Below are 12545 nucleotides of genomic sequence, written 5' to 3'. Positions count from 1 at the left end.
ATATTGCCGGTCGTACATCTGCAAAAGAGAAAAACGCAAACCTGGTGGAAGCGATCAAGGCCGCAAAATTCCCGCATGACCGCTATCAGACCACCACCATTGTGAACACCGACGATGCCATCCCTGGCTCCGGGATGTTTGTACGCTCAAGCCTTGAGAGCAACAAAAAGCTCTACCCGTGGTCGCAGTTTATTGTCGACAGCAACGGCGTGACGCGCAAAGCCTGGCAGCTTGAGGAAGAGAGTTCCGCGATTATCGTGCTGGATAAAAACGGCCAGGTGCAGTGGGTAAAAGACGGGGCGTTAACCCAGGAAGAGGTGCAGCAGGTGGTTGATCTGCTGCACAAGCTGCTGGCTCAGTAAAGAGAGACCCGGAAGCCTGGATTGAGGAATGATTCGCGCGGGGTGTAGTCCAGCGGCTTGCCCTGCCAGTCATGAACATGCGCACCCGCGGCCGCGGCTACCGCGTGGCCGGCTGCCGTGTCCCAGATGTTCGTCGGCCCGAAACGGGGATAGAGCTGCGCCTGCCCCTCCGCCACCAGACAGAATTTCAGCGAGGAGCCAATCGAGGTCGTCTGATGTTCACCCAGCTGTTGCAGATACTCCTCCAACTCGCTGTCGCTGTGCGAGCGGCTGATGACCACCAGCGGAGGGCGCGCATCGCGCACCTGGATCGGCTTGCGGACACCACACTCTTCCTTCCAGGCCTTGCCTTCCGCGGCGCTGTACATCACTTTCATCACCGGCGCGTAGACCACCCCAAGCACCGCTTTGCCCTTGTCGATCAGGGCGATATTCACGGTGAATTCACCGTTACGCTTGATAAACTCTTTGGTGCCGTCCAGAGGATCGACCAGCCAGTAACGCTGCCAGTGCTGACGCTCATCCCAGCTCTGCGGCGCTTCTTCGGAAAGCACGGGGATCTCTGGCGTGAGTGCCTGTAGCCCTTTCATGATCACGCCATGCGCCGCGATATCCGCCGCCGTGACAGGGGAATCATCCGCCTTGCTGACAACGTTCATCGGTTGTGCGCCATCATACACCTGCATGATGGCATCGCCCGCATCCCGTGCGAGCTGACAAATTTTATCTAACATTCTCCACCTCTTCGTTAACGCAGTGGGTATAACTCTTTGTTTTATTTATATCGTAATGTGAACAATTCCGCTATCTGTGAAGCAATTCCGGTTTCATCGCCCTTTTTTCTGGCAGGATTCACACTTCTGTAAGCAACAAACGATAGATACATATTCTTTTGTGGCCTGGATCGAAAAAAGGACTCCTCTGATGATTAAGTTTAGCGCAACGCTCCTGGCGACGCTGATTGCAGCGAGCGTACAGGCGGCGACGGTCGATCTCCGTATTCTGGAAACCACCGACCTGCACAGCAATATGATGGACTTCGATTACTACAAAGATACCCCTACGGAAAAATTCGGACTGGTACGCACGGCAAGTTTGATCAATGCCGCCCGCAATGAAGTAAAAAATAGCGTGCTGGTCGACAACGGTGATTTGATTCAGGGGAGTCCGCTGGGTGACTACATGGCGGCAAAGGGGCTGAAAAAAGGCGAGATCCACCCGGTGTATAAAGCGATGAACACCCTGGATTATACCGTCGGCAACCTCGGTAACCACGAATTCAACTATGGTCTTAAATACCTGCACGATGCGCTGGCAGGCGCAAAATTCCCGTACGTTAACGCCAATATCATCGACGTTAAGACCAAAAAGCCGCTTTTCACCCCTTATCTGATTAAAGAGACCGAGGTTGTTGATCAGGACGGTAAAAAGCAGACTCTGAAAATTGGCTACATCGGCTTTGTACCGCCCCAGATCATGACCTGGGATAAAGCCAATCTCACCGGCAAAGTCACCGTTAACGACATCACCGAAACGGCGCGTCAATACGTACCGGAGATGCGTGAAAAAGGGGCGGATGTTGTGGTCGTTGTCGCCCACTCGGGCCTCTCTGCCGATCCGTACCAGGTGATGGCGGAAAACTCGGTTTACTACCTGAGCGAAGTGCCGGGCGTGGACGCGATCCTCTTCGGCCACGCTCATGCGGTCTTCCCGGGTAAGGATTTTGCCAGCATCAAAGGGGCAGACATCGACAAGGGAACGCTCAACGGCGTGCCGGCGGTAATGCCCGGCATGTGGGGCGACCATCTTGGGGTGGTGGATCTGGTGCTCAATAACGACAGCGGCAGCTGGAAGGTGACCGGATCCAAAGCCGAAGCGCGACCTATTTACGATGCTGCCGCCAAAAAATCACTGGCGGCTGAAGACCAAAAACTCCTCGACGTGCTCAAACATGACCACGTCGCCACCCGCGAATTCGTCAGCAAGCCGATCGGCAAATCCGCCGACAACATGTACAGCTACCTGGCGCTGATACAGGATGACCCAACCGTTCAGGTGGTCAACATGGCGCAGAAAGCCTATGCCGAACATTTTGTTCAGGGCGATCCGGACTTAGCCAACCTGCCGGTGCTTTCCGCCGCCGCACCGTTCAAAGTGGGCGGACGTAAAAATGACCCGGCCAGCTATGTTGAAGTGGAAAAAGGCCAGCTGACGTTCCGTAACGCCGCCGATCTCTATCTCTACCCGAACACGCTGGTCGTGGTTAAAGCAACGGGTAAAGAGGTGAAAGAGTGGCTGGAATGCTCCGCCGGGCAGTTTAACCAGATCGATCCGAAGAGCAGCAAGCCGCAGTCGTTGATTAACTGGGACGGGTTCCGCACCTATAACTTCGACGTTATCGACGGGGTGGATTATCAGATTGATGTCACCCAGCCCGCGAAATATGACGGCGAGTGCCAGGCCATTAATCCGCAGGCAGAGCGCATCAAAAACCTGACCTTCAAGGGCAAGCCTGTCGATCCGGCGGCCACCTTCCTGGTGGTGACCAATAACTATCGCGCGTATGGCGGCAAATTTGCCGGCACCGGCGATAGCCACATTGCCTTTGCTTCTCCGGATGAGAACCGCTCAGTGCTGGCCGCCTGGATCAGCGCTGAGTCGAAAAAGGCGGGAGAGATTCATCCGGCGGTCGATAACAACTGGCGTCTGGCCCCGATCCACAGCGATACCCCACTGGATATTCGCATTGAAGCGTCTCCGTCGAATCAGGCTGCGGCGTTTATTAAGGAGAAGGCGCAGTATCCTATGAAGAAGGTTGCGACGGATGATATCGGGTTCGCCATTTATCAGGTGGATTTAAGTAAGTAAAAGCAAAACGGCAACGCACGTTGCCGTTTTAAGTGTTTATTCCCTCTCCCTGTAGGAGAGGGTTAAGGTGGGGGCATCAGACCGCACATTCCCGGGTTTTACGCTGCCCGCTCATCCCGGTTCGCCATTACTTTTGGCGTATTCACCTCTATCCAGTCCGCCAGCGCGGCCACTTTCTCGCTCACCTCTACGCCAAGCGGCGTCAGGCTATACTCAACGTGCGGCGGTACAACAGGATACGAAACGCGATCGACAAAACCGTCATGCTCCAGTGCCTGCAGCGACTGGGCCAGCATCTTCTCGCTCACGCCGCCCATTTTACGGCGCAGATCGCTGAAGCGATGCGTTCCCTCACGTAGCGCCACCAGGATCAGAACTCCCCAGCGGCTGGTGACATGTTTGAGCACCTCTCTGGACGGGCACTGCTCCGCGAAGAGATTACCATCGCGCATTTGTTCGCTGAGTGTCGGTATCGTCATTTAATACTTACCTTTTTGTACGTACTTACTAAAAGTTAGTTATGATGCTAGTGTGCCACAACAGCAGACAAACACGAAGGAGATTGATCATGATCGCGATTACCGGCGCTACCGGCCAGCTTGGCCGCCTCGTTATCGAACAGCTGTTAAAAACCGTCCCGGCAAACCAGATTGTCGCCATTGTGCGTAACCCGGCGAAAGCGGAAGCCCTGAGCCAGCAGGGTATTGTGGTTCGTCAGGGCGATTACACCGACCAGGCCGCGTTGACCACGGCGCTGAAGGGTGTGGAGAAACTTCTGCTGATCTCATCCAGCGAAGTGGGTCAGCGCGCCACGCAGCACCAGAACGTCATCAACGCTGCCAAAGCAGCTGGCGTGACATTTATCGCCTACACCAGCCTGCTGCATGCGGATAACTCACCGCTGGGCCTGCACGTTGAGCACGTTGCTACGGAAAAAGCGCTGGCAACATCCGGCATTCCTTATGCCCTGCTGCGCAACGGCTGGTATACCGAAAACTACCTGGCGAGCGCGCCGCCTGCGCTGGAACACGGCGTGTTTATCGGTGCCGCAGGTGAAGGCAAAATCGCCTCAGCCACCCGTGCGGATTACGCGGCGGCGGCGGCAAAAGTGGTTTCGGAAGAGGGCCACGCTGGCAAGGTCTATGAACTGGCAGGCGACAGCGTGTGGACGCTGAGCGAACTGGCGGCTGAACTGAGCAAGCAGAGCGGTAAACCGGTGGTTTATCAAAACATGAGCGAAGCGGATTTCGCCGCTGCGCTGAAGAGTGTCGGCCTGCCTGCCGGGCTGGCGGATATGCTGGCGGACTCTGATGTGGGCGCATCTAAAGGCGGGCTCTTTGACGATAGCCATACGCTGAGCAAACTGATTGGGCGACCAACCACGTCGCTGGCTGAAAGCGTTAAAACCATTTTGTAACGGGAAGACTATTATTATGGATGGCGGGGTAAAATAAAAAGCGGAAAACCTCGCCACCGACTCGATTAGGGCTTAAAGAGCACAGCTCAATCTATTCTTTTGCGAAAGAGAGTCGCTATAAAGCACTCAATCCTGCCGCTGACATAGTATTCAAATTAATTTGCGCCTGTATAAATGTGACTCCTGTTAACCCCGCTTACGTCGCAGGTAGAAATTAAAAATCGCTATATTCTTTTTCCCTCGCAAACGAAATAGGCTTTTCAAAGCCGGGAATAGTGATGCCATTCATAACAATATTGATATCGTCTTCATTTATCCCCTGCTGTCCAAACAGATAAATAACGTTTAATTCGCCATGAGAGGCAGCTTCATCGTAAGCACGGGCCTGTCGTTGCACCTGGCGGTTACGCTGCTGATAATCTGCAAAGGCCGGTTCGCCATAGCGTTTGCGCAACCATTGTTGAGTAAGCTTCGGCGAGTAAACCACCCCCGTGGCATTATTACCGCCGAAGCCTTTTGAATTAATAAACGCAATTTGCCCCTGTTCATCCTCTAATTTGCAGTCCTTAACAGGGATGTGTAAACGCGCGTTATTCACCTGTGGCGCGATGTGCGACACACTTTTAATGCCCGGTAAAATGCCATAGCGGAAGACACCGAGACAGCTTATCAACTGGTCCCCGCTGGCAGGCCCCAGGGAGTGCCCCAGATAAGATTTTACCGCCGTCACCGGCCAGTCGTGAATCGAAAAGGCTTGCGCAACACGGTCAAAAATATCCGCTTCCGAGACACAATTTTTCGGCGTGCTTGAACCATGAGCCTGGATAAACGATCCCTTTTGCACCGTCTCCAGTCCAACCATCGACACTGCAGAGGCGACAGCTTTCGCCATAGTGATGTAATTCCCCGGCCCCGGTGAAGCAATCGAACGCTTATAGCCATCAGCATTGATAAAGACGTTTCCCACAGAACCGTGAATCTCTGCGCCGAGCTGCATCGCCAGTTCGTCGTCCATCAACACGATATACTGACTGGACTCGGCGATCACAAACCCACAGCTGTTGCCAAACGGACGGCTGCTGTTGCGCCAGTCGGCCGTCTCCGTCTGATCGATATGCCTGAGTTTGCTCTCTGTCGCCAGCGCGCCCATGGCATCAAAACCTTCAATCACCTCTGACGTAACCGGTGCTTCTGCGCTGCCTACCACGGCCACGCGAATGCGCCCTGCTTTTATGTCTTCGACGGCCGCGTTCAGGTTATAAAGAAACGTGGCGCATGCTCCCAGCGTGGCGCTGGTGTGGCCCACGCTACCCAGCACATAGGCATTGAGAAAATCAGCGCACATGCTGTTCAGGCCCAGCGGACACTGCTTGGCGCTGACGCGATGGCCCTTGAGACGCGACTGCAACATTCCGCCAAAGCCATACTCGTCGAGCTGTCCCATAATATTGCCCGAGTAGATACCCAGCTGATCCGGCGAAATTTTCGCCTGTATATCCCGCCACGGGATCCCCAAAGCGTTGATCGCATCTGACGCCCCGACAACGGCCATTTGCAACGCCCGCGGGTGAAACTGTGAATTGTAATAGTCACCCGGCCGGAATCCTTGTGGTAGCAAACCTGCGGCCTGAACTTCCGTGCGCAACAGCGTCTCAATTCTACAGTCCATATCACCCCGGACGGTAATGCGCACGCGCTGATCCGTTAATTCCTCAGCATGCCATCCCTGCGGTAAGGGTTGAGGTAATTGTCTGGAAGAGATATTAAAACTAAAACCGTTTTCGTCCGAAGCCATATTCAATTTTGCATGACTAACGATGGCATCAACATCAAAATAATCGTCCGTGATTTTTCTGATAAGGGATCCTTCAAGCGTCTCGTTCTTTATCGTCGCGGCAGCCTGATCGGGCGTGAATCTTTTACCGGAAATGTCACAATATCCGCCTTCATCATATTTAAGAATGCCCATCAGAATGGCGAGCGATAATAACGTCTGCTGCCGTTCCTCTTCGGATAATGACTCAATAACCATTCGGCGAAATGCATGATGTGAAGAACTACGACCAGCCGGACCATAGCCACCAAATGCTGTTATTACGGGTAATTTCACCATAATCAATCCTGTATTGGTCGTGAATTTATTTTGTTATCAAGCTAAGACAATTTACAGATATTAGTTTACAAATCGCCAACAAAAGCTAATATGAAAATCCAGCCAAAATGCTGACTTTTTTGGCCAGGTTAAAGATGAGCTACCAAAAATAATAGTCAAAACAGGTATTAATCAAAAATGACAAATACACAAATAGGATTTGTGTTATGCGAACGCATGCTAAGTTCCGGCCTCAGTCTACCGATTGAAATGTGGAAATCAGCGGCCAGTAGCTATTTAGCTGAGCAAAAAACAAACGCCAACACAGATACGTCCCCGGCAAAGCGATCGCGTTTCAGGCTCTGTCGACCGGAAAGCATTTTGAAGGTCAATACCATCGGCATAAACAGTTTGCCGATCCGCACGCACAGTGGCTTCAGTATTACTGCCGACACCACACTTGCCGACGACAGACACTACGATGTTATTTATATTCCGGCCCTGTGGCGCAACCCTCGCGCGGTAGTCAGACAACAGCCTGAGCTGCTGGCGTGGCTTTCTGAGCAGGCCGCACGAGGCACCCGCATCGCTGCCGTCGGAACCGGCTGTTGTTTTCTGGCGGAATCAGGGTTGCTTAACGGGAAACCCGCCACCACCCACTGGCACTACTTCCGGCAATTCTCACGCGATTACCCCAGCGTTAAATTACAAACTAAACATTTTCTCACCCAGGCCGAAAATATTTACTGCGCCGCCAGCGTTAAGGCCTTGTCAGATCTGACAATTCATTTTATTGAAACGATATATGGAAAACGGGTAGCCACACATACTCAACGGACATTTTTCCATGAAATTCGTAGCCAGTTTGATCGTCAGTGCTACAGCGAAGAAAACAAACCCCATCCCGATGAAGATATTGTACAAATTCAGACCTGGATTAAAGCCAACTGCGCCTCAGATATATCAATGCAAAATCTTGCCAATATGGCTGGCATGAGTTTGCGCAACTTTAATCGTCGTTTTAAAAACGCCACTGACATGTCCCCTTTGCAATATTTATTAACCGCCAGAATTGAGTTAGCCATGAATATGTTGCAATCAACCAACCTGTGTATTCAGGAGATCGCCAACGCGGTTGGGTATCAGGATATTGCGCACTTCAATCGCCAGTTTAAACATAAAACCACGGTTTCACCGGGGGATTACCGTAAGACCGTTCGCGCAAAGATGTTTAGTGCATAATCCCGGATCATCTCTGATAATCACAAGATAGCCCCCGAGGAGAATCAGTGTGCAAGGCGTACCGGAACAATTTAGCGATGAGAGAGACAGCGCGCGCTTTCGCCATCTGGCGCAGTTGCCGGGTCTGGAACTTTATCACGCGCATATCGCTGACTACGCCTTTGAGCCTCACACGCATGAAGCCTTCGGTATCGGCACCATCGAAACCGGTGCCGAGCGCTTTCGCTATCGCGGTACCCAGCACCTGGCCGCTGAAAAATCCGTTGTCACCATGAACCCGGACGAGATCCACACCGGTGAATCGGCCACCGAGGGCGGCTGGCGCTACCGGATGGTTTACATCGAACCCGCTTTACTGGAAGAGGTGACTGGCCTGCGCCACTGGTGGTTCAGCGACGTGACCCGCCACGACCCGCTGCGTTCGCAGCAAATCGGCCAGCTGATCTACGGCCTGTGGCATACCCAGGACCCGCTTGCGCAAAAAGGACTGCTGCTAGATCTGATTGAGACCTTCCAGCCGTTGGCCCATCACGCCCCAATAATTAAGGAAGGCGCGCACCGGTTCGAACGGGTACGCGAATATCTGCACGACAACTACATGCACGCCGTGACGCTGGACGAGTTGGCCAACGTGGTTTCTCTCAGCCCATACCATTTTCAGCGCCAGTTTAAAGCCCATTTCCACGTCACGCCGCACCAGATGCTGATGGCTATTCGCCTGTGGCGCGCCAAAGGCTTCCTTACGCACGGTATGCCCGCCGCCGAAGTGGCCGCCGCGACCGGGCTGACCGACCAGTCGCATTTAACCCGCGCGTTTACCCGCCGCTACGGGATTACGCCTGTCCGCTACCAGAAACAAGTTATCGGGCGCTGATGCGCAATCTCATACAATACGCGCGCAATCCCCCCTTCTACACTGAGTACAAAGTCAATTGATGTGGATGGAATAATGATTAGTGGCGTGTTGTATGCCCTGCTGGCAGGGCTGATGTGGGGGCTGATTTTTGTCGGCCCGCTGATTGTGCCCGAGTATCCGGCGGCCCTGCAGTCAACCGGACGCTATCTGGCGCTGGGGCTGATTGCCCTGCCGCTGGCCTGGCTCGGTCGTACGCGTTTACGTCAGCTCAACCGCCAGGACTGGATGACCGCGCTGGCGCTGACCATGATGGGCAACCTTATCTATTACGTCTGCCTGGCGAGCGCCATTCAGCGTACCGGCGCGCCGGTATCGACCATGATTATCGGCACGCTGCCTGTCGTTATCCCCGTCTTTGCGAACCTGCTGTACAGCCAGCGCGATGGCAAACTGGCATGGTCAAAAATGGTGCCCGCGCTGATCTGCACGGGCGTCGGGCTGGTCTGTGTGAATATTGCCGAGCTTCGCCACGGGCTCGCTGATTTCAGCGTCTGGCGTTACGGTTCGGGGATCGGTTTAGCATTTATTTCCGTCGCCTGCTGGGCCTGGTATGCCCTGCGTAATGCGCGATGGTTGCGGGAGAACCCGGATAAACATCCGATGATGTGGGCAACGGCACAGGCGCTGGTAACGCTGCCGGTCTCGCTGGTGGGCTATGCCGGGGCGTGCTTATGGTCTGCGCAGCAACAGCCAGACTTCGCCCTGCCCTTCGGACCGCGGCCATGGGTCTTTGTCGGGCTGATGATCGCTATCGCTGTGCTCTGTTCCTGGGTGGGCGCGCTGTGCTGGAATATCGCCAGCCAGAAACTGCCAACGGTGATCTTAGGGCCGCTGATTGTCTTCGAAACGCTGGCCGGGTTGCTGTACACCTTCCTGATGCGCCAGAGCGTACCGCCGCTGTTAACGGCCTGTGGAATAGTGCTGCTGGTGATGGGGGTAGTGATGGCGGTAAGAGCTAAGCCGGAAAAACCGATGGTCGTTCCGGCGTCGGAGATGTGAGGCGTTTGCAGGGCCTGCAAAAACGTAGGCCCGGTCAGGCGTAGCCGCCTCCGGGCAAGCTTTTAAAACGTTTCCCAGTTGGCTTCAGACGCAGAAGCGACGGGCTGCGTTTTTGGCGCATAGGTTTTCGCCGGAGCCGCCTTCACTGCCTGGCTGCGGGCAATTTTAAACACCGCCACCGCGTCGTTCAGGCGTGCCGCCTGGTCTTCCAGCGCGGCCGCTGCGGCAGCAGACTCTTCCACCAGCGAGGCGTTCTGTTGGGTAACCCGATCCATCTCTGCCACCGCCTGGCCCACCTGGTCGATCCCGCGGCTCTGCTCATCAGACGCAGAGGCAATTTCACCCATAATGTCGGTGACGCGAGTAACAGCGTTAACAATCTCCGCCATAGTGGCCCCGGCTTCGTTCACCAGTTGCGAGCCTGCGTTAACTCGCTCACCAGAGTCATCAATCAGCGCTTTAATCTCTTTCGCCGCCTGGGCGCTGCGCTGAGCGAGCGTACGCACTTCTCCGGCTACCACCGCAAAGCCACGCCCCTGCTCACCTGCGCGCGCCGCTTCAACTGCCGCGTTAAGAGCCAGGATGTTCGTCTGGAAGGCAATGCCGTCAATGACATTGGTAATTTGCGCAATTTTGCTGGAACTGGTGGCGATTTCGTCCATGGTGCGCACCACGCCTTCTACAACGTTACCGCCCTTCTTCGCCGTTGAAGAGGCATCAAGCGCCAGACGGGAAGCCTGACGGGCATTGTCGGCGTTTTGTTTCACCGTTGCCGTCAGCTGCTCCATGCTGGCAGCCGTCTCTTCCAGCGAGGCAGCCTGCTGCTCGGTACGGGAAGAGAGATCGTTACTGCCCGCAGAGATTTCCCCCGCACCGGTGTAAATGGTATCCGCACCTTCACGAACCACGCCCACGGTGTTTGCCAGCGCGGTTTGCATCTCCTGGACGTTTTGCGCCAGCACGGCCATCTCGTTTTTACCCTCTGCATGGATCGGCTGGGTTAAATCACCGGCGGCAATGGCGCGGATATGGCTTATCACATCCTGCAGCGGCAACAGCAGCACGCGGCGCATGGCAATCCAGCTGGAGATAATCACGATAATCACCAGCAGCATAACCGCAGAGAGGATCCACAGGATACGCTTGTAATCACTTTCGTTATCTTTGATCCCTTTATCCGTAAGCACGGCCTGGGCTTCACGCCATTCCCGGTAAACGTTTTGCATCGCGGTCTGTTTCTGCTCTGCATTCTGCTTGAACATCTCTTCCAGATTGCCCTGAGAGAGCAAAACGTTCATTTGGGTCAGCGTCGCGGAGTAATTGCGGTACTGCTCTTCCAGGCGATTTGCCAGGTTGGGATCCAGCCCTGGGGTATTTGGCAAAGCATAGTATTTGTCGTAATGAGACTGGGCATTGGCCAGCAGGTTTTTCGCCGTGTTTACCAGCTCATTGAGCTGTCCGCCGTTAATCTGCGAGGCCATACTGCTTTGCAGACGCAGCATGCCGCGGTTCAGGGTGACGCGCGCCTGGTTCAGGCTGATCCATGCATCGGTAAACTCCGCCACGTTCTTGCTCGATAGCTGCGACACGGTGAAATTGTCTTTATCGTTATTCAGCGCGTTGATAAAGATACCGGCGGAAACGAGTTGCATGATGCCGAGCACAAGCAGCACCGAAATCAAAAGGGTAATGACTTTTATACGTTTAAACATGCGTTGCCTTTGTAATATGCAGGTTTGTCTGACGTGGATATATCGGCAGGCGCGGCAGGTTGTTTACTGTTTCTCCACGTTAAAAAAGTTTCTAAAGTTATTTTCTGCATTCATTCAGTGAGTTAAACACGCTAATTTTTTGTGACTTACATCTCATTTTCACCCTTGCCTCTAAAGGGTTATAGCGCCGCCTTAAAGATGCATTTAATATGCATCTTATATTCTTGATGATGAGGTAACTGCTATGGCCTTCCGCGACCAACCACTCGGCGAGCTGGCGCTCTCCATCCCTCGCGCTTCTGCGCTGTTTCGTAAATACGACATGGATTACTGCTGCGGCGGTAAGCAAACTCTGGCACGTGCGGCCTCGCGCAAAGAGCTGGATGTAGAGGTTATTGAAGCGGAGCTGGCTCTGCTGGCAGAGCAACCCATCGACAAAGAGTGGCGCACGGCCCCGCTTGCCGAAATCATCGACCACATTATCGTGCGTTACCACGATCGCCACCGCGAACAACTGCCGGAGCTGATCCTGCAGGCCACCAAAGTTGAACGTGTGCACGCCGACAAGCCTTCCGTGCCGCGCGGCCTGGCGAAATACCTGACCATGCTGCATGAAGAACTCACCAGCCATATGATGAAAGAAGAGCAGATCCTCTTCCCGATGATTAAACAGGGAATGGGCAGCCAGGCGATGGGGCCAATTAGCGTGATGGAAAGCGAACATGACGACGCGGGTGAGCTGCTGGAAGTCATCAAACACACGACCAATAACGTCACGCCGCCGCCAGAAGCCTGCACCACATGGAAAGCGATGTACAACGGCATTAACGAGATGATCGATGACCTGATGGAACACATCAGTCTTGAGAATAACGTTCTGTTCCCGCGTGCATTAGCGGGTGAATAAAAAAGGCCACTGAAGCCTGATGCCCTCACC

The 12545-nt window shown here is 54.1% G+C and carries 11 protein-coding genes; 7 read left to right on the top strand and 4 right to left on the bottom strand.

Annotated elements, in window-relative coordinates; genetic code table 11:
• Positions 1-362: YtfJ family protein (locus M8370_RS21735; protein ID WP_250021716.1), on the top strand; the 362-nt coding region annotated here is incomplete at its 5' end.
• Here the strand turns inward: M8370_RS21735 and cysQ are convergent.
• Positions 356-1096, bottom strand: coding sequence for a 3'(2'),5'-bisphosphate nucleotidase CysQ (gene cysQ, locus M8370_RS21730; protein ID WP_013095322.1), 741 nt, complete (start codon positions 1094-1096; stop codon positions 356-358). The two genes, M8370_RS21735 and cysQ, sit on opposite strands and share 7 nt — an antisense overlap.
• A 190-nt stretch (positions 1097-1286) precedes the next feature.
• Between cysQ and M8370_RS21725 the strand changes: the two genes are divergently transcribed.
• Entirely contained in the window at positions 1287-3230 is a 1944-nt protein-coding gene (locus M8370_RS21725) for a bifunctional 2',3'-cyclic-nucleotide 2'-phosphodiesterase/3'-nucleotidase (RefSeq protein WP_250021715.1), read from the top strand.
• A gap of 98 nt (positions 3231-3328) precedes the next feature.
• Here M8370_RS21725 and M8370_RS21720 read toward each other — a convergent pair whose 3' ends face one another.
• On the bottom strand, positions 3329-3709 hold the full coding sequence (locus M8370_RS21720) for a winged helix-turn-helix transcriptional regulator (RefSeq protein WP_028027891.1): 381 nt from the start codon (positions 3707-3709) through the stop codon (positions 3329-3331).
• An 89-nt stretch (positions 3710-3798) separates the two neighbouring features.
• Here M8370_RS21720 and M8370_RS21715 point away from each other — a divergent pair, with 89 nt between their 5' ends.
• Positions 3799-4647 carry an SDR family oxidoreductase gene (locus M8370_RS21715; RefSeq protein ID WP_250021714.1) on the top strand — a complete coding sequence of 283 codons (849 nt, stop codon included), beginning with the start codon at positions 3799-3801 and terminating at the stop codon, positions 4645-4647.
• A gap of 214 nt (positions 4648-4861) precedes the next feature.
• Here M8370_RS21715 and M8370_RS21710 read toward each other — a convergent pair whose 3' ends face one another.
• Entirely contained in the window at positions 4862-6760 is a 1899-nt protein-coding gene (locus M8370_RS21710) for a beta-ketoacyl synthase (protein ID WP_250021713.1), read from the bottom strand.
• Between the two features lie 177 nt (positions 6761-6937).
• Here M8370_RS21710 and M8370_RS21705 point away from each other — a divergent pair, with 177 nt between their 5' ends.
• The 3 genes from M8370_RS21705 (at position 6938) to M8370_RS21695 (ending at position 9896) form a co-directional block, all read left to right on the top strand.
• Positions 6938-7981 carry a GlxA family transcriptional regulator gene (locus M8370_RS21705; RefSeq protein ID WP_234355668.1) on the top strand — a complete coding sequence of 348 codons (1044 nt, stop codon included), beginning with the start codon at positions 6938-6940 and terminating at the stop codon, positions 7979-7981.
• A 49-nt stretch (positions 7982-8030) separates the two neighbouring features.
• On the top strand, positions 8031-8855 hold the full coding sequence (locus M8370_RS21700) for an AraC family transcriptional regulator (protein ID WP_013095315.1): 825 nt from the start codon (positions 8031-8033) through the stop codon (positions 8853-8855).
• A gap of 75 nt (positions 8856-8930) precedes the next feature.
• The gene (locus M8370_RS21695; RefSeq protein WP_023619710.1) at positions 8931-9896 is read left to right on the top strand and encodes a DMT family transporter; all 966 of its coding nucleotides are present in this window, start codon (positions 8931-8933) and stop codon (positions 9894-9896) included.
• 62 nt (positions 9897-9958) lie between these two features.
• On the opposite strand, the gene M8370_RS21690 is transcribed toward M8370_RS21695, so the two are convergent.
• Positions 9959-11608 (bottom strand): methyl-accepting chemotaxis protein, encoded by a 1650-nt coding sequence (locus tag M8370_RS21690; RefSeq protein WP_020684395.1) that lies wholly within the window; start codon positions 11606-11608, stop codon positions 9959-9961.
• Positions 11609-11852: 244 nt separating this feature from the next.
• Between M8370_RS21690 and ytfE the strand changes: the two genes are divergently transcribed.
• On the top strand, positions 11853-12515 hold the full coding sequence (gene ytfE / locus M8370_RS21685) for an iron-sulfur cluster repair protein YtfE (RefSeq protein WP_020684394.1): 663 nt from the start codon (positions 11853-11855) through the stop codon (positions 12513-12515).
• Positions 12516-12545: the final 30 nt, after the last annotated feature.

The organism is Enterobacter cloacae complex sp. OE43NF, from assembly GCF_023544405.1.
Lineage (GTDB): Bacteria > Pseudomonadota > Gammaproteobacteria > Enterobacterales > Enterobacteriaceae > Enterobacter > Enterobacter cloacae.
This window is presented reverse-complemented; position numbering and strand designations above follow the sequence as displayed.

Coding starts and splice junctions, on each gene's coding strand:
- cysQ (WP_013095322.1), bottom strand. CDS start 1,096: ATGTTAGATAAAATTTGTCAGCTCGCACGGGATGCGGGCGATGCCATC.
- M8370_RS21725 (WP_250021715.1), top strand. CDS start 1,287: ATGATTAAGTTTAGCGCAACGCTCCTGGCGACGCTGATTGCAGCGAGC.
- M8370_RS21720 (WP_028027891.1), bottom strand. CDS start 3,709: ATGACGATACCGACACTCAGCGAACAAATGCGCGATGGTAATCTCTTC.
- M8370_RS21715 (WP_250021714.1), top strand. CDS start 3,799: ATGATCGCGATTACCGGCGCTACCGGCCAGCTTGGCCGCCTCGTTATC.
- M8370_RS21710 (WP_250021713.1), bottom strand. CDS start 6,760: ATGGTGAAATTACCCGTAATAACAGCATTTGGTGGCTATGGTCCGGCT.
- M8370_RS21705 (WP_234355668.1), top strand. CDS start 6,938: ATGACAAATACACAAATAGGATTTGTGTTATGCGAACGCATGCTAAGT.
- M8370_RS21695 (WP_023619710.1), top strand. CDS start 8,931: ATGATTAGTGGCGTGTTGTATGCCCTGCTGGCAGGGCTGATGTGGGGG.
- M8370_RS21690 (WP_020684395.1), bottom strand. CDS start 11,608: ATGTTTAAACGTATAAAAGTCATTACCCTTTTGATTTCGGTGCTGCTT.
- ytfE (WP_020684394.1), top strand. CDS start 11,853: ATGGCCTTCCGCGACCAACCACTCGGCGAGCTGGCGCTCTCCATCCCT.